Source organism: Actinokineospora sp. UV203 (assembly GCF_056323665.1).
Genome location: NZ_CM150484.1, coordinates 2,460,920 through 2,476,351, shown reverse-complemented (window position 1 = coordinate 2,476,351; position 15,432 = coordinate 2,460,920). Strand labels below are relative to the sequence as shown.

Below are 15,432 nucleotides of genomic sequence, written 5' to 3'. Positions count from 1 at the left end.
GGTGGGTTCGAGAAAACGCATCACCGCCGCCCTTGTCGGCCTCGTCGTGCTGGTCCTCGCCGGGTGGCTGATCCGGGAGGTCGGCTCCGGCGACGCCGCCGCTCCGGCGTCGCCGGGCGCGTCGGCCGTTCCTGGTGTGGAATCAGGGCTGGACGTGCGGCCGCTGTCACAACTGCCCAAGGAGGCCGCCGACACCTGGCGGCTCATCCAGCGCGACGGGCCGTTCCCCTATCCCCGCAACGACGGCACGACGTTCCAGAACCGCGAGAAACTGTTGCCCGCCAAGAAGTCCGGCTATTACCGGGAGTACACCGTGCCCACCCCTGGCAGTCCAGACCGAGGCGCCCGCCGCCTGATCCACGGCAGCGGGAAAGAGCTGTTCTACACCGGCGACCACTACGCGTCCTTCGTGCTCGTGGACCCGACCCGATGATCGAACACGTGTTGGACGGCTCCAGCGTGCGCAGCAAGCGCACGATGTACACCGCGATCTCCAAGACCCTGTCGTTCCCCGACTGGTTCGGCCACAACCTCGACGGGCTCTACGACTGCCTGACGGACCTGTCGTGGCTGCCCAAGGGCGAGCACGTGCTGATCTGGACGCACTCGGAGGTCCTGGCCAAGGCGGACCCGTCCGGCTACCGCGCGATCCGCGAGGTCCTCGACGACGCCGTCGAGGGTGCGACCGATCCCAGCCGCACCCTCTCCGTCGTGCTGGCCAAGTCTCAGTCCTGAGGCACCCAGTTCGGCTTGCGCTTCTGCGCGAACGCGGTGATTCCCTCCTGGCCTTCCGGGCTCGCGAAGAACCCGGCGGACAGCTTGAGCATCTCCTCGAAGTCCGCGGACAGGTCCGCGGCCGGGATGCGCCGCAGCATCTCCTTGGTGGCCGCCAGCGCGAGCGGGCCGCCGAGGGCGAGCATCCCGGTGTAGCGGTCGACCTCGGCGTCGAGCCGCTCGGCGGGGACGGCGGAGTTGATGAGCCCGATCTGCACGGCGCGCTCGGCGTCGAAGCTCTCACCGGTCAGGAACAGCTCGTGCGCGGCCCGGGGGAGCAGGCGCGGCAGCACGGTCACCGAGATGATCGCGGGCACGACGCCGATGCGGACCTCGGTGAACGCGAAGGTTGCGTCCGAGACGGCGACGGCGATATCCGCCGCCGCCACGATGCCCACGCCACCCGCGCGGGCCGGTCCGGCCAGCTTGGCGACGACCGGCTTCGGGCTGGTCCAGATCTGCTCCAGGATCGCGGGGAACTCGTTGACCCCTTGGTCGCCGGACGACGCGCCGCCCGCTTCCTTGAGGTCCATGCCCGCGCAGAACACGGGACCCGTGTGGTCGAGGACGATCACCCGCACTGCTTCGTCGGCGAGCGCCGCGGACAGGTGGTCACGCAGCTCGCCGCGCAACTGCCGCGACAGCGCGTTGCGGTTGTGCGGGGAGTCCAAAGTGATCCGCGCGACGCCTCGGGAAACCTCGTAGTGCACCAACTCGTCAGCCATGCCGACCAGACTATCCACGCCTCGCCGACGCCAGGATCCCGCCAAGGCGAGTCGCCAGGCGCGGGCGACAGCGCGGTCCAATCGTTGCCGTCGTGCCCCTGCTTGCGCGATGCCGAGCCGTCGCAGGGGCGGCTCGGCATCGCGGTCGGGCTAATTAGGCGATGGTTGTGGTGGTGATGACGGGGTTGGGGTTCGGGTAGCACTTCGTCGGCACGTTCATGTCACCGAAGATCGATCCGACGACGGCGGTGAACGTCAGACCCGGGTTGGTGTAACTGGTCCCGTGCAGCTTGGTCTGGATGGTGCCGGACGCCCCCGCGGTGAGGTTCGCCGTCACCGTGGGCAGTTCGAATGTCGAGCCGCCGGCGATCGGTCCGGACGCGGTGATGGTGGCGATTCCGTTGGCGACACTGATGTTCGTGGTCCCCACGTTCGACCCGCCGGACAGGGTGGCGGAGACATACGTGGAGTTCGCCGGGATCGGCACCTTGAGCGCCATCGTGTGCACCCGCTTGACGGTATAGCCGTTGACACTGGCCGGAATCGTGTTCGGCGCCGGGTCGATCACGATGGTCAGCGCGCCGCCCGGTGCGACCGTGGCGGGCGCGGTCACCTCCGCGCCTTGCAACAGGGTGAAGTACTGCGCGCCTGCCGGGCTGTCGCCCCGGCAGTCGAAGTTGACTGTCGTCGGCACTGCGGCCGCGACCGGGGCGAACGCCACGATCGGGACCACCGCCAGCGCTGCGATGGAGAGGGCTCGACGTAGGGTCGAATTCATTCTGGTCACCTCGAATGTGCTGGGAGGACAACGGTTCGGGGTTGATCAGCCGCGGCCACGAGATAGTTACTTTTGAGTAGCCTTGTGGTCAAGTTTTCACGTTCAACACAAAGTTTTGGTCGGCAACTATCCGACGACAGCGTGTTTTGATCACTGGCGAACAGTTGCGCCACTCGGGTGGCGCCCGTCGACGAACGGCGTGGTCCACCACCCGACCGGCTCACGACAGATGGCGCACGGCTATCGGCCTAAGGCCAGGTGGGTGGATATGTGTTACGCCCGATTACCCGAACCTGTTTCAGGCCGTCCGGAGGCTCGCCAACCGCGATTCGTCGTAGCGATCCAACACCAGATCGGCCACCTCGACGGCGGATCCGAGTGGAGCGGCGATCACGGCGTCCGGGTCGATGGCCCGAGCCTGGGCTGTGACGCGGTCGGGCAGCAGACCCGGCGCCAGGAACCAGGACGCGACCGCGATTCGCTCGGCTCCCCGCGCGCGTAGGGCCGCCATGGCAGCGGGCACACCGGGTTCGATGCCGGACGCGAAAGCGGTCCGCACGCCGGACCAGCCCATGACGCGCGCCCACCGGTCGGCCACCTCGTGCACCCGCGCGTTGGCGGGCGCGTGTGAGGACCCGGTCGCCGCGAGCACGACGCCCACGGCCGGGTCATCGGGCAGCACACCGGTTTCCGTGAGCCTGCGCAACGCGGCGGCCTCCAGCCGCGCATCCGGCCCGAGCACATCGGCCACGGTCACCGACAGCCTTGGCAGCCGCGCGCACGCCTCCTCGATCAGCGCGGGCAAGTCGACCCGGGCATGGAAGGCCCGACCCAGCAACAGCGGCGACACCACGACCGCACGGTGTCCCTCGCCGTGCAGCCGCGTCAGAACGTCGGTCAGCAGCGGGCGGGACAGGTCGAGGAACGCACCGTGGACGTCCAGTTCCGGTCGCCGTGAGCGCACGACGTCGAGCAGCTCAGCGACCGTGGCGGCCGAGCGCGGGTCACGACTGCCGTGCGCAACGGCGACCAGGGGAGTCATCTAGTGCGCGCCCGTCAGCCCACGCGCCCGCAGCACCGACCGCTCCAGCGGTCGGAACAGCAGCAGCTCGATGCCGACACCGACGAAGAAGATCAGCAGGATGCCCGCCATGACCATGGACATGTCCGACAGCGCCATCCCGTTGTGCAGGTACTGCCCCAGACCGAAGCCCAGCTGCGGCGAGGTCGCGATCAGCTCGGCGGCCATCAGCGAGCGCCAGGAGAACGCCCAGCCCTGCTTCATGCCCGCGAGATAGCCGGGAAGCGCCGCGGGAAGCAGGATGTAGCGCGCGGTGTCGATCCGTCCCGCGCCGAGGACCTTGCCGACGCGCGGCAGGATCGGTGGTATCTGGTCGATCCCCGCGACAAGTCCATTCGCGATCGACGGCACCGCGCCGAGCAGCACGACGGTGTAGATCGTGGCATCGGTCAGGCCGAACCACAGGACCGCCGCGGGCACCCACGCCACCGACGGCAGGCTCTGCAGACCCGAGATCAGTGGCCCGAAAGCCGCCCGGAAAAGCCGCACCTTGGCCAGCAGCAGACCCAGCGGCGTCGCCACCGCCAGCGCGATCAGGAAGCCGATCACCGCCCGGTGCACCGAAACCCAGAGGAACTCCCAGACCTGGCCGCTGTCGATCAGCGTCTGGACCTGGTCCCACACCGCGAGCGGCGCGGGCAACTGGAACTCCGGCCAGATCGCCCGCGACCACAGGAACTGCCACAGCCCGACTATGGCGACGAGCGCCACGATCGGCGCCAGCACTTGGCGCAGCAGGTCGCGGCGGGCGGCACCGCGTGCGGTTCCGGCCGGGGTGTCGAGCGCGTCGAGTCCGGCCTCGACGGCGGCTTCGTCCTCACGCAGTTTCGTCTCATGCTGCGGCATGACTGCTGATCACCTCGCGCAGGCGGGCGTTGATCTCGTCGATGCGTGCGGACTCGGCGGCCTGCGACAGCCCGTCGACGTCCCATTCCTGCACGACTCGACCGGGCTTGGACGACAGCAGAACCACGCGCTGGCCGAGGCGGACGGCCTCGCGGACGTCGTGGGTGACGAACACGACCGCGGTGCCCGTCGCCTTCCACACGCGCAGCAGTTCGCCCTGCAGCACGTCGCGGGTGATGGCGTCGAGCGCGGAGAACGGCTCGTCCATCAGCAGCAGCGAGGACGCCTCGCCGCCGTTGCCGGAGATCGCCGACGCCAGCGCCCGGGCCAGGGCGACGCGCTGACGCATGCCGCCGGACAGCTCGTGCGGGCGCTTGTCGCCAACACCGCCCAGCCGCACCAGTTCGAGCAGCTCCAGCGTCTTGGCCTGCCGCTCCGCGCGCTTGACGCCCGCGAGCCGCAGCGGCAGCTCGATGTTGCGCGCGGCCGTCAGCCACGGCATGAGCGCCGCTTCCTGGAACATGACCGCGGGGCGGGTGGTGGTCAGCTCGATCGAGCCCGAGCTCGGCTTGTCCAGCTTCGCGATCAGGTTGAGCACGGTCGTCTTGCCGCAGCCGGACGCACCGAGGAGGCAGACGAACTCGCCGGGGGCGACCGTCAGGTCGATCCCGTCCAGCGCGGTCACGGCACGGGGGCCGTGACCGAACGACTTTCGGACCCCGCTGAGTCGTACGGCGGCGTCGATAGCGGTGGGCACGGGTGCCTCAAGCGTCGCGGTCATCGTGTTCGCCTGCCTTCCTCGGTTGTCCACTTACTTCTTGTCCAGACCTGCTGCGTCGGCCGCGGGCTTGCCCGCCGCCTTGAGCACCTCGTTGAGCGTGGTCAGATCGACGAACCCGGCGAGCTCGGTCTCCTTGGCCGCCACACCCGCGGTGACCGCGTCCTTAGCCAGTTGCGGGAAGGTGCCCGCCAGCGGGTCCGGGTCCAGCGCGATCGAGGTGAACGCCCGGTCGATGACCGGTGCGGCCAATCCCTTGCCGGTCAACGCTTCGAGCTGCTTGTTGATCGCGGCCTTCGCGCCCGCCTCATCGGTCTTGGCGAAGTCGTTGGCGGCGAGCAGGCCGCGCAGCAACGCCCGCACGGTCTGCGGGTGGTCCTTGAGGAACTGGGTGCGGACCAGCAGGACGGTGGTCGGGAACTTGCCGTCCTTCCACAAGTCCTTCTCGTCCACCAGGACCTTGGCGCCCGCGTCGAGCACCAGGCGCGAGGACCACGGCTCGGGCAGCCAGGCCGCCTGAACCTCGCCCTTCTTGAACGCGTCGAAGGTCTGCGGGTTCTCCCGGTTGGTCACCTCGACATTGTCGGTAAGGCCCTTCTCGACCAGCCATTTCTTGAGCGCCACGTCCTGCGTGTTGCCCAGCCCCGGGGTGACCACCGTCTTGCCCGCCAGGTCTTCCGGCTTGGTGATGTCGGCCGAGACGACAAGCTGGGCGCCGCCAGAGGTGCCGCCCGCGACCAGCCGGACCGCCTCGCCGTTGGACTTGGCGAAGCCGTTGATGGCGGGGCCGGAGCCGATGAAGCCCGCGTCGAGAGACCCGCCAAGAAACGCGCTGATCTCGGTCGAACCGTCGTTGAACTTGGTCGGAATCAGCTTGGTGTTGCCCAGTTCCTTGGCGAAGAGACCCTTCTCCAGGCCGATCAGCGCTGACGCGTGCGTGACGTTCGGGAAGAAGCCCAGCCGCAGCTCCGCCGCCGGGCCCTTGTCCGGTCCCGTGGCGGGCTCCTTGGCCGACTCGACACGAGTGCAGCCGACCACGAGAAGGGACAGGGCGGCGGTCGCGGCGATCAGTCTGGTCAAGCGGGTCTTCACGGCTGGAGCCCTTTCGGTGGGGGAGTGGGTCTACGGACCGGGCGAGACGGCGGCATCGCCGTCGGTACAGCTCCGGTCCGTCTCCAGCGCGGACAGGCCCGCTCCGACGAGGCCCGCGGCCAGGGTGGAACCATCGGCCGCGTCGATCACCAGGAACGCCCCGGTGCGCCGGTTGACGGAGTAGTCGTCGACCGGCAGCGGCTCGGCGGTGCGGATGGTCACCTGCCCGATCTCGTTGAGCCGCAACGCGTCGGGGGTGGCCACAGTGGACAGCTTCTGCTCGTCGAAGCGGGCGTGCAGGTCCGCGACGATGGCCTGGACCGTGCTCGCGCCGTGCTTGACCAGCACCCGCGCGCCCGGCTTCAGCGCCTTCTCCGACAGCCACGCCAGGGTCGCGTCGAACTCGTCGGTGACCGCGGGCGCGTCGACCGCCGCGGCGATGAGGTCGCCCCGGGAGATGTCGATCTCGTCGGCCAGCACCAGCGTCACCGAACGCCCGGCCTCGGCCTCGTCCAGCTCACCGTCGTGGGTGTCGATGCGCGCGACAGTGGTGCGGAGACCGGCCGGGAGGACGACGATCTCGTCGCCCTTGGTGACCGTGCCCGCCGCGACCAGGCCCGCGTAGCCGCGGTAGTCGGTGTGTTCCGCGGTGTTCGTGCGGATCACGTACTGCACGGGGAAGCGGAACGGCACGTGGTGCGGGTCGGGCTCGACCGGCACGTTCTCCAGGTGCTCCAACAGGGTCGGGCCGGTGTACCACGGTGTGTGCGCGGACCGGTCCACCACGTTGTCGCCGACCAGCGCCGACACCGGGATCGACAGCACGGAGCCGATCGGGTAGCCCAGGGCAGTGGCGTGGTCGGTGAACTCCTTGGCGATGACCTCGAAGATGCCCTCGTCGTACTCCACCAGGTCGATCTTGTTGACCGCCAGCACCAGCTGCGGCACACCCAGCAGCGCCAACACGGCCGCGTGCCTGCGGGTCTGCTCCAGCACACCCTTGCGGGCGTCGACCAGCAGCACCGCGAGCTGCGCGGTGGACGCGCCGGTCACGGTGTTGCGGGTGTACTGCACGTGTCCGGGGGTGTCGGCGAGCACGAAGGACCGCTTGGGCGTGGCGAAGTAGCGGTACGCCACGTCGATGGTGATGCCCTGCTCGCGCTCGCTGCGCAGGCCGTCGACCAGCAGCGACAAGTCTGGAGTGGACAGTCCCTTGTCGACACTCGCGCGGTGGACCGCGTCAAGCGTGTCGGCCAAGACCGACTTGGTGTCATAGAGCAGACGCCCCACCAGCGTGGACTTTCCATCGTCCACGCTTCCAGCGGTCGCAAGCCTCAGAAGATCGCTCATCAGAAGTAGCCTTCCCTCTTGCGGTCTTCCATGGCTGCCTCGGAAAGGCGGTCGTCAGCACGGGTCGCGCCGCGCTCGGTGAGCCGGGACGCGGACACCTCGGCGATGACCGCCTCGATGTCGGCGGCGTCGGACTGGATCGCGCCCGTGCACGAGCCGTCGCCGACGGTCCGGTAGCGAATGGTCAACTCCTGCACGGTCTCGTCCGCGTTCGGCCCGAACCACGGGCCCGCGGTGAGCCACATGCCGTCGCGCTGGAAGACCTCGCGCTGGTGGGCGTAGTAGATGGACGGCAGATCGATGTTCTCGCGCTGGATGTAGCGCCACACATCGAGTTCGGTCCAGTTCGACAGCGGGAACACCCGGACATGTTCACCCGCGCGGTGCCTGCCGTTGTACAGGTTCCACAGTTCGGGACGCTGCCTGCGCGGCTCCCACTGGCCGAACGAGTTGCGCAGGCTGAAGATCCGCTCCTTGGCCCGCGCGCGCTCCTCGTCGCGCCGGCCGCCGCCGAAGACCGCGTCGAACTTGTTGCTGGTGATGGAATCCAGCAGCGGCACGGTCTGCAGCGGGTTGCGCGTCCCGTCGGGGCGCTCTTCCAGCCGACCGTCGTCGATGAAGTCCTGCACGCTGGCCACGACCAGGCGCAGGCCGTAGCGCTCGACGGTGCGGTCGCGGAACTCGATGACCTCGTCGAGGTTGTGCCCGGTGTCCACGTGCAGCAGCGGGAACGGCACCGGCGCGGGCCAGAACGCCTTGACCGCCAGGTGCAGCAGGACAGTCGAGTCCTTGCCGCCGGAGAACAGGATCACCGGTCGGTCGAACTCGCCCGCGACCTCGCGGAAGATGTGGATCGCCTCTGACTCAAGGCGATCGAGTGCGTCAAGTGTCTTGGTAGTCATGGTCCCTTACCCGTGCAATCCGCACTCGGTCTTCGACTGGCCTGCCCAACGCCCGCTGCGGGCGTCCTCGCCCGGCTTGGGCAAGGCGGTGCACGGCGCGCACCCGATCGACAAGTACCCAATACTGACCAGCGGGTTCTCCAGGATTCCGTGGTCGGCGATGTAGCCGTTGAACTTCTCGTCCGACCACGCCGCGATCGGGTTGATCTTCACCAGGTTGTTCCGGTCGTCCCACTGCACGATCGGGGTGTTCGCCCGCGTCGGCGCGTCCACCCGGCGCACACCGGTCACCCAGGCGTCATATCCCGCAAGGGTTTTCCGCAGCGGCACGACCTTGCGCAGGAAGCAGCACTGGGTCGGGTCGGTCTTGTTCAGCAGGCCGAACTCGGCCTCCTGGTCGGCCACCGACTGCTCGGCCTCGGCGTCGACGATCCGCACCTCCGGGTAGACCGCCGCCACCGCGTCGCGGGTGCCGATGGTCTCGGGGAAGTGGTAGCCGGTCTGCAGGAACAGGATGTCGATCTCACGCTTCGCCTGGTACGCGAGGTTGATCAGCACCGCGTCCTGCATGTTGGACGCGACGATGAAGCGGTCGCCGAAGGTGTCCCGGGTCCACGCCAGCGCCTCTTCAGCGGAGACGTCGGCCAACTCCTTTTCGGCCCATTGAGCCAGTTTCTTCAGCTCAGTCACCTTTTGCCGCCCCCCTTGCGTTCGGTGGTGGTCGCTTCACCCTGTGTCGATGGTTCGCTCGCAAGCTCGCTCACGGCGAGACCCCCTGTGGCAAGTTCAACCCGACGAACTTCACGGTGAACACGCGCCTGCAGCTCGCGCACAGCCACGCGGACTGCGGCTCCTCCTGCGGGCGAAGGTCTTCATCGCCGCAGTAGGGGCAGTGGAACGGCGTCGCGCGCTCGGTCATCGCAGATCACCCTCGTCTGCCCGAGTGACCCACTGGGCGAATCGCTCGTCCTGCTCCCGCTTGGCGACGAAGTTGCGGACCACGCGCTCGACGTAGTCCGGCAGCTCGGTCGCGGTGACCTTGTGGCCGCGCAGCTTGCGGCCGAAGCCCGCGTCGAGACCGAGGCCGCCGCCGAGGTGCACCTGGAAGCCCTCGACCTGGCTGCCGTCGTCATCGGTCACGATCTGGCCCTTGAGGCCGATGTCCGCTGTCTGGATGCGGGCGCACGAGTTCGGGCAGCCGTTGATGTGCACCGAGATCGGCGCGGTGATGCCGTCGGTGATGTCGGTGAGCCGGGTCTCCAGCTTGGCGACCAGGTCCATCGCCCGGTCCTTGGTGTTGACGATCGCCAGCTTGCAGAACTCGATGCCGGTGCACGCCATCACGCCGCGCCGCCACACCGACGGCTCGGTCTGCAGACCCTGCTTGGCGAGTTCCGCCTGCAGCGAGGCCACTTCGTCCTCGGGAACGTCGAGGACGACCAGCTTCTGCTGCGGGGTGAAGGTGACTCGGTTCGACCCGGCGCGCTCGGCGGCCTTGGCCACCTCGACGAGCACCGAACCCGACACGCGGCCGACGATGGGGGCGGCGCCGACGTAGAACTTGCCGTCCTTCTGCTTGTGCACACCCACGTGGTCGTAGGGAACCGCGGGGACCTCGGGCGCGGGGCCGTCGATCATCTTGCGGTTGAGGTACTTCTCCTCCATGACCTCACGGAACTTCGCCGCACCCCAGTCCTTGACCAGGAACTTGATGCGCGCGCGGTGCCGCAGGCGGCGGTAGCCGTAGTCACGGAAGACGCTGATCACCGCGCCGTAGACGTCAGCCACCTCGTCGAGCGGCACCCACGCGCCGAGACGCTGGCCGATCATCGGGTTGGTGGACAGGCCGCCGCCGACCCAGACGTCGAAGCCGGGGCCGTGTTCGGGGTGGTTGACGCCGACGAACGCGACGTCGTGGATCTCGTGCGCCACGTCCGGCAGCCCGGAGACGGCCGACTTGAACTTGCGCGGCAGGTTCGAGAACGCCTTGTCGCCGACGAAGCGGCGCTTGATCTCCTCGATGGCCGGGGTGCCGTCGATGATCTCTTCTTCGGCGATCCCGGCGACCGGCGAGCCCAGGACGACGCGCGGGCTGTCGCCGCAGGCCTCCATCGTGGTCAGGCCCGCGCCTTCGAGCTTGGCCCAGATGGTGGGCATGTCCTCGACCCGGATCCAGTGGTACTGGATGTTCTGCCGGTCGGTGATGTCGGCGGTGTCGCGGGCGTAGGTCTGCGAGACCTCACCGATCACCGCGAGCTGCTGGGTGGTGACCGCGCCGCCGTCGATGCGGATGCGCAGCATGAAGTACTCGTCGTCGAGCTCTTCTGGCTCCAGCGTCGCGGTGCGGCCGCCGTCGATCCCCGGCTTGCGCTGGGTGTAGAGGCCGTACCAGCGGAAACGCCCCCGCAGGTCGCCCGGGTCGATGCTGTCGAAGCCACCGTGCGCGTAGATGTTGACGATGCGGTCCCGCACGTGCAGCGGGTTGTCGTCCTTCTTGGCGCGCTCGTTCGGATTCAGCGGCTCGCGGTAGCCGAGCGCCCATTGCCCCTCACCCCGGCGGGCCTTGGGGCGGGCCGGGGTTGAGGCGGTCGACTGCGTGGTGGTCGACTCCGTGGTGGTGGGAGACACCGGCTGTCCTCTAGGGTCGGGGCGCTCGAGCGCACCGTCAGGGACCCCGGAGATCAGGGGTGCTCAGCCGGCGCGTCCGACGCCTGCTGAATTCGAGATAGGCGACGACGGGTCAGGTGTACTGACGGCACATCGCGCTGGAGACGCGACGGAAGTCGACGTGGCGGCGGGCCACCAGGAAGACTTCGGTCGCTGACATGGGCCCAGCCTCCCATGCGTCCACGGTGTGGTCCACCTCCATCCGCATGCTGGGACGGACGTCACGCGGTTCCCCACGCCGGAATAAATCCCTGCTAGGGGGCCTGGGAGGATGGTGGCGTGCCCTCCGTACTGCCTGACGGCGAACCCGCCCCCGTCGACGGCTCCCTTCCGTCGTCGGCGCTCGCGGGCCTGGGCGCGCGCCCGTTCGGCGTCTATGTGCACGTCCCGTTCTGCGCCACGCGCTGCGGGTACTGCGACTTCAACACCTACACACCGGGCGAACTCGGTTCGTCCGCGTCGCCCGAGTCCTGGCTCGAGGGGCTGCGCCGGGAACTGGATCTCGCCGCCCGGGTCCTGGGATCGCCGCCGAAGGTCGACACCGTCTTCGTGGGCGGTGGGACGCCGTCGCTGCTGGGCGCCGACGGACTGGGGGAGGTGCTCGGCGCGGTCCGGTCCACGTTCGGCCTCGCACCCGGCGCCGAGGTGACGACGGAGTCCAACCCGGAGTCGACCTCGACCGAGTTCTTCGCGGGCCTGCGCGAGGCCGGGTACAACCGGATCTCCCTGGGCATGCAGTCCGCGGCCCGGCACGTGCTGAAGGTCCTCGACCGCACGCACACCCCGGGCCGGGCGGTCGCCGCCGCGCTCGAAGCGCGGGCCGCGGGGATCGAGCACGTCAACCTGGACCTGATCTACGGCACGCCCGGCGAGCGTCCCGAGGACTTGGCGGCGTCGTTGGATGCCGTGCTGGCCGCCGGAGTCGACCACGTGTCGGCGTACGCGCTGATCGTCGAGGAAGGCACCGCGCTGGCCCGCCGCATCCGCCGCGGCGACCTGCCCGCCCCGGACGACGACGTGCTGGCCGACCGGTACGAACAGGTCGACGAGACGCTGTCGGCGGCGGGCCTGACCTGGTACGAGGTGTCGAACTGGGCGTCCTCGGACGACGCTAGGTGCAGGCACAACCTGGGCTACTGGCTCGGCGGCGACTGGTGGGGCGCCGGTCCCGGCGCGCACAGCCACGTCGGCGGCGTGCGCTGGTGGAACGTCAAACACCCGGCCCGCTACGCCGATCTTCTCGCCGAGGGCAACTCGCCGGCGGCAGGCCGCGAACGCCTGTCCGTCGACGACCAGCGGGTCGAACGGGTGCTGCTGGAGCTACGCCTGTCCGACGGTCTGGCCCTGTCCGCGCTGGATGAGACGGGCCAGGCGGAGGCGCGCGACGCGGCGAGCGACGGCCTGCTCGACGGCCCGTCGCTGGCCGCGGGCCGCTGCGTGCTCACCTCACGCGGCAGGCTGCTGGCCGACGCCGTCGTCCGCCGCCTGACCTGACAACCCGGCCACCCAACCAACCGCCACCTAAGGGGACCGAGACGGCAGCCGACCACGGTGACCGCCCATCCGCCAGGTGCCACGTCAGGTGACCAACCCTCAAAATTCCGGGGAGGCGGACAGTCCGCGCAGCATCCGGCGGAACATGTCGGCGTACTCGTCGCGCAACCGCTGCTGGTCCTTTTCCGGGCTTTCGGCCAACGTCGTTCCCGCCGAACCCAGCATGGAGAAGGTGATCCGGGTGGCCGTGTCGAGCGGCACCGGCTCGATGTGGCCGCTCGCGACCAGCGCGGTCAGCAGCTTGTGGATGATCCCGTAGGCGTAGGTCTCCTCGGCCTGGTGCCACTCCTGCCACCCCAGTGCCACCGGCGCCTCACGCCACACGATTCGGCTGTAGATCGGGTCCAGGCACTGGTCGAGGAACCCGTCCAGCGCGTCCAGCGCTCCGGTCCAGGGGTCCGCCGCGGCCGCCGCGATCTCCGTGACCCGGGCGACGGCGGCGGACTCCAGCTCCTCGTGGACAGCCTTGAACAGCGCCCGCTTGTTGCTGAAGTGGTGATAGACCGCGCCCCGCGTCGCGTCGATGTCGGCCGCGATGTCCTCCAGCGCCGTAGCGGCGAACCCAAAAGTCGCGAAACGCCTGGTGGCGGCATTGATCAGGGCGGCCCGAGTCGCCTCGGAGTACTGCTCGCGCCGGCTTTTGGTGGCGGACATGCGGTACAACTTAATGACATACGCGGTGTATGTGACCAACGCAGAGAAGGTGAACGATGACGGAGACCATGTTCAACCCCTTCGCGCCGGGGTTCAGCGAGAATCCGTACCCGCATTACGCGGAGATCCGGGATGAGGCCGCGGTCCACGAACACCCCTTGGGCTTCTGGTACGTCTCCCGATACGACCTCGTCACCGCCCTGCTCCGCTCCGGCCAGTCCGTCGAGACCCGCCACCTCGCCCCGCACCCGGTACGCGACGAGATGCGAAAGGCCGCCGGTGGGGACGACTGGCGCTTGGGCGGTCTGTCCATGCTCGACCGCGACCCGCCCGACCACACCCGGCTGCGCTCCCTGGTCGCGAAGGTCTTCACGCCGCGCGCGATCAACGCGCTGGCTCCGCGAATCACCGAGCTGGTGGACGCCTCCCTGGACCGCATGGCCGAGGCCGGACGCTGCGACCTCGTCGACGAACTGGCGTTCCCGCTGCCCTTCACCGTGATCGCCGACATGCTCGGCATGCCGCCCACCGACGAGGACCGCCTGCGCGAACTCACCGGAACCCTGGTCCGGTCCCTGGAACCGGTCGGCGACCCGGACCTGGCCCGCCGCATCGGCGAGGCGGACGCGGAGTTCACCCGGCTCACCGCCGACATGATCGAGTGGAAGCGCGCCAACCCGGCCGACGACCTCCTCACCGCGTTGATCGACGCCGAACACGAAGGCGACGTCCTCAGCGACGACGAGCTGATCGCCCAGGTCGGCCTCCTCTATGTGGCGGGTCACGAGACCACGGTCAACCTGATCTCCAACGGCGTGGTCGCCCTGCTGTCCAACCCCGACCAACTCAAGGCGCTGCGCGTGGACCCCGCCCTGATCGACAACGCCGTCGAAGAACTCCTGCGCTTCGACAGCCCGGTGCAGATGAGCCGCCGCATCACCACGGCCCCGGTGGAGATCGCCGGACGGGAGATCCCCACGGGCAGTTTCGTCATCGCCAGCCTCGCCTCCGCCAACCACGACCCGGCCTTCTGGGGCGAGGACGCCGCGGATTTGGTCCTGAGCCGCCCCAACGCCCGCCACCACGTCTCCTTCGGCGCGGGCCCCCACCACTGCCTGGGCGCGGCCTTGGCCCGCCTCGAAGGCCGGATCGCCCTCGGCAGACTGGTCGAGCGGTTCCCGGACTTGGCGCTGGACGGCCCGGTCGAATGGAACGGCCGCATCAATCTCCGTGGCGCCTCGAAGGTCCCGGTGCGAACCTGACGCCCTACTGACCGCCGCTTTCCGCGCCGGAGGCAGCCGAATCCGGTGCGGCGGCGGCGGTCCGGCGGGTGATCCACCACGCGAGCAGGCCCGCGGGGAAGAACATGAGCACGCCGTACACCGCCGCGGGCACGGCCATCTGAGCGTTGTTCAGCAGGGCCGGGCTCAGCGCGATGGTGATCGCCAGGGTGCTGTTGTGGATGCCGACCTCGAACGACGACGCGATCGCCTGCTTCTCGCCCACCTTGGCCAGGCGGGGGATGAAGTAGCCGAGCGCCAGGCTGATCACGCACAGCAGGACGGCGGCCAGGCCGACGTCGCGGAGGTACCCGGCGAGGTTCGCCCGCTCGGCCAGCAGCGCACCCAGGATCACCGCGACGAGCACCACGATGGAAGCGATCTTCACCGGCTTGCGCATCCGCGCGGTGAACTCCGGGAATCGCCGGTTCACCGCCATGCCGATCGCGACCGGGATCAGCACGATCGCGAACACCTGCAGCATCTTCGCCGGCTGCAGCCCGAGCGACGCGTCCCCGTCGAGGAAGCCCGCGATCGCCAGGTTGACCACGATCGGCAGGGTCACCACCGCGAGGACCGAGTTGATCGCCGTCAGCGTGACGTTCAGCGCGACGTCCCCACCCGCGAGGTGGCTGAAGATGTTGGCCGTCGTCCCACCCGGCGACGCCGCCAGCAGCATCATGCCGACCGCGAGCACCGGCGACAGGTCGAAAGCCAGCACCAGGCCCAGCGCCACGGCGGGCAGCACCAGCACCTGCACCGCGAGCGCCAACAGGGCCGCCTTGGGGAACTTCGCCACCCGGGTGAAGTCGTCGACCGTCAGCGACAACCCCAGGCCGAACATGATGATCGCGAGCGCGATCGGCAAGAACACCGTGGTCAACACTGACGACGCCATGAGGGCTCCCAGTTACCGTCGGGTAGTCCGAGCATGATTCATACGAACTGCTC

Annotated in this window: 18 protein-coding genes; 4 read left to right on the top strand and 14 right to left on the bottom strand. The window is 69.1% G+C overall.

The features are described from left to right. Nucleotide 1: 1 nt before the first annotated feature. Together ACUZ2Y_RS11495 and ACUZ2Y_RS11490 are read left to right on the top strand one after the other, a co-directional pair. Entirely contained in the window at nt 2-433 is a 432-nt protein-coding gene (locus ACUZ2Y_RS11495) for a guanyl-specific ribonuclease (protein WP_476329689.1), read from the top strand. Beyond that, nucleotides 430-735, top strand: coding sequence for a barstar family protein (locus ACUZ2Y_RS11490; protein WP_476329687.1), 306 nt, complete (start codon nt 430-432; stop codon nt 733-735). Before ACUZ2Y_RS11495 ends, ACUZ2Y_RS11490 begins: the two co-directional genes overlap by 4 nt. Here ACUZ2Y_RS11490 and ACUZ2Y_RS11485 read toward each other — a convergent pair. The 12 genes from ACUZ2Y_RS11485 to ACUZ2Y_RS11430 form a co-directional block, all read right to left on the bottom strand. Then, the gene (locus tag ACUZ2Y_RS11485) at nt 726-1,499 is read right to left on the bottom strand and encodes an enoyl-CoA hydratase-related protein (RefSeq protein ID WP_476329684.1); all 774 of its coding nucleotides are present in this window, start codon (nt 1,497-1,499) and stop codon (nt 726-728) included. The two genes, ACUZ2Y_RS11490 and ACUZ2Y_RS11485, sit on opposite strands and share 10 nt — an antisense overlap. Nucleotides 1,500-1,653: 154 nt before the next feature. Beyond that, nucleotides 1,654-2,277 (bottom strand): cyclase, encoded by a 624-nt coding sequence (locus ACUZ2Y_RS11480; RefSeq protein WP_476329682.1) that lies wholly within the window; start codon nt 2,275-2,277, stop codon nt 1,654-1,656. Between the two features lie 298 nt (nt 2,278-2,575). Next, on the bottom strand, nt 2,576-3,319 hold the full coding sequence (locus ACUZ2Y_RS11475; RefSeq protein WP_476329679.1) for a sirohydrochlorin chelatase: 744 nt from the start codon (nt 3,317-3,319) through the stop codon (nt 2,576-2,578). Continuing rightward, the gene (locus ACUZ2Y_RS11470) at nt 3,320-4,204 is read right to left on the bottom strand and encodes an ABC transporter permease (RefSeq protein ID WP_476329676.1); all 885 of its coding nucleotides are present in this window, start codon (nt 4,202-4,204) and stop codon (nt 3,320-3,322) included. It lies immediately after the preceding gene. Continuing rightward, a complete protein-coding gene (locus ACUZ2Y_RS11465) occupies nt 4,191-4,985 on the bottom strand; it encodes an ABC transporter ATP-binding protein (protein ID WP_476329673.1) in 795 nt (264 codons plus the stop codon). The genes ACUZ2Y_RS11470 and ACUZ2Y_RS11465 overlap by 14 nt, the downstream gene beginning before the upstream one ends. Before the next feature lie 30 nt (nt 4,986-5,015). Beyond that, nucleotides 5,016-6,062 (bottom strand): ABC transporter substrate-binding protein, encoded by a 1,047-nt coding sequence (locus ACUZ2Y_RS11460; RefSeq protein ID WP_476329670.1) that lies wholly within the window; start codon nt 6,060-6,062, stop codon nt 5,016-5,018. A 42-nt stretch (nt 6,063-6,104) separates the two neighbouring features. Beyond that, entirely contained in the window at nt 6,105-7,424 is a 1,320-nt protein-coding gene (locus tag ACUZ2Y_RS11455) for a sulfate adenylyltransferase subunit 1 (protein ID WP_476329667.1), read from the bottom strand. Beyond that, nucleotides 7,424-8,326, bottom strand: coding sequence for a sulfate adenylyltransferase subunit CysD (cysD, locus tag ACUZ2Y_RS11450; RefSeq protein WP_476329665.1), 903 nt, complete (start codon nt 8,324-8,326; stop codon nt 7,424-7,426). The genes ACUZ2Y_RS11455 and cysD overlap by 1 nt, the downstream gene beginning before the upstream one ends. A 6-nt stretch (nt 8,327-8,332) precedes the next feature. After that, nucleotides 8,333-9,016, bottom strand: a complete 684-nt coding sequence (locus ACUZ2Y_RS11445; RefSeq protein ID WP_476329662.1) for a phosphoadenylyl-sulfate reductase — start codon at nt 9,014-9,016, stop codon at nt 8,333-8,335. Between the two features lie 70 nt (nt 9,017-9,086). Beyond that, nucleotides 9,087-9,245 carry an Insertion element protein gene (locus ACUZ2Y_RS11440; RefSeq protein WP_476329659.1) on the bottom strand — a complete coding sequence of 53 codons (159 nt, stop codon included), beginning with the start codon at nt 9,243-9,245 and terminating at the stop codon, nt 9,087-9,089. Then, on the bottom strand, nt 9,242-10,954 hold the full coding sequence (locus tag ACUZ2Y_RS11435; protein WP_476329656.1) for a nitrite/sulfite reductase: 1,713 nt from the start codon (nt 10,952-10,954) through the stop codon (nt 9,242-9,244). The genes ACUZ2Y_RS11440 and ACUZ2Y_RS11435 overlap by 4 nt, the downstream gene beginning before the upstream one ends. A 112-nt stretch (nt 10,955-11,066) precedes the next feature. Next, nucleotides 11,067-11,153, bottom strand: coding sequence for a putative leader peptide (locus ACUZ2Y_RS11430; RefSeq protein WP_376771706.1), 87 nt, complete (start codon nt 11,151-11,153; stop codon nt 11,067-11,069). Nucleotides 11,154-11,272: 119 nt separating this feature from the next. Here ACUZ2Y_RS11430 and hemW point away from each other — a divergent pair, with 119 nt between their 5' ends. Then, the gene (hemW, locus tag ACUZ2Y_RS11425) at nt 11,273-12,487 is read left to right on the top strand and encodes a radical SAM family heme chaperone HemW (protein WP_476329653.1); all 1,215 of its coding nucleotides are present in this window, start codon (nt 11,273-11,275) and stop codon (nt 12,485-12,487) included. 99 nt (nt 12,488-12,586) lie between these two features. On the opposite strand, the gene ACUZ2Y_RS11420 is transcribed toward hemW, so the two are convergent. Further along, entirely contained in the window at nt 12,587-13,201 is a 615-nt protein-coding gene (locus ACUZ2Y_RS11420; protein ID WP_476329651.1) for a TetR/AcrR family transcriptional regulator, read from the bottom strand. A 56-nt stretch (nt 13,202-13,257) separates the two neighbouring features. Here ACUZ2Y_RS11420 and ACUZ2Y_RS11415 point away from each other — a divergent pair, with 56 nt between their 5' ends. Next, nucleotides 13,258-14,463, top strand: coding sequence for a cytochrome P450 (locus ACUZ2Y_RS11415; protein WP_476329648.1), 1,206 nt, complete (start codon nt 13,258-13,260; stop codon nt 14,461-14,463). A gap of 4 nt (nt 14,464-14,467) precedes the next feature. Here ACUZ2Y_RS11415 and ACUZ2Y_RS11410 read toward each other — a convergent pair whose 3' ends face one another. Then, nucleotides 14,468-15,379, bottom strand: coding sequence for a bile acid:sodium symporter family protein (locus ACUZ2Y_RS11410; protein WP_476329645.1), 912 nt, complete (start codon nt 15,377-15,379; stop codon nt 14,468-14,470). Between the last annotated feature and the right edge of the window lie 53 nt (nt 15,380-15,432).

What these genes read in the sequence shown, in the direction of transcription:
- ACUZ2Y_RS11490 (WP_476329687.1), top strand. Translation starts at nt 430, where the DNA reads ATGATCGAACACGTGTTGGACGGCTCCAGCGTGCGCAGCAAGCGCACG.
- ACUZ2Y_RS11485 (WP_476329684.1), bottom strand. Translation starts at nt 1,499, where the DNA reads ATGGCTGACGAGTTGGTGCACTACGAGGTTTCCCGAGGCGTCGCGCGG.
- ACUZ2Y_RS11480 (WP_476329682.1), bottom strand. Translation starts at nt 2,277, where the DNA reads ATGAATTCGACCCTACGTCGAGCCCTCTCCATCGCAGCGCTGGCGGTG.
- ACUZ2Y_RS11475 (WP_476329679.1), bottom strand. Translation starts at nt 3,319, where the DNA reads ATGACTCCCCTGGTCGCCGTTGCGCACGGCAGTCGTGACCCGCGCTCG.
- ACUZ2Y_RS11470 (WP_476329676.1), bottom strand. Translation starts at nt 4,204, where the DNA reads ATGCCGCAGCATGAGACGAAACTGCGTGAGGACGAAGCCGCCGTCGAG.
- ACUZ2Y_RS11465 (WP_476329673.1), bottom strand. Translation starts at nt 4,985, where the DNA reads ATGACCGCGACGCTTGAGGCACCCGTGCCCACCGCTATCGACGCCGCC.
- ACUZ2Y_RS11455 (WP_476329667.1), bottom strand. Translation starts at nt 7,424, where the DNA reads ATGAGCGATCTTCTGAGGCTTGCGACCGCTGGAAGCGTGGACGATGGA.
- cysD (WP_476329665.1), bottom strand. Translation starts at nt 8,326, where the DNA reads ATGACTACCAAGACACTTGACGCACTCGATCGCCTTGAGTCAGAGGCG.
- ACUZ2Y_RS11440 (WP_476329659.1), bottom strand. Translation starts at nt 9,245, where the DNA reads ATGACCGAGCGCGCGACGCCGTTCCACTGCCCCTACTGCGGCGATGAA.
- ACUZ2Y_RS11430 (WP_376771706.1), bottom strand. Translation starts at nt 11,153, where the DNA reads ATGTCAGCGACCGAAGTCTTCCTGGTGGCCCGCCGCCACGTCGACTTC.
- ACUZ2Y_RS11420 (WP_476329651.1), bottom strand. Translation starts at nt 13,201, where the DNA reads ATGTCCGCCACCAAAAGCCGGCGCGAGCAGTACTCCGAGGCGACTCGG.
- ACUZ2Y_RS11415 (WP_476329648.1), top strand. Translation starts at nt 13,258, where the DNA reads ATGACGGAGACCATGTTCAACCCCTTCGCGCCGGGGTTCAGCGAGAAT.
- ACUZ2Y_RS11410 (WP_476329645.1), bottom strand. Translation starts at nt 15,379, where the DNA reads ATGGCGTCGTCAGTGTTGACCACGGTGTTCTTGCCGATCGCGCTCGCG.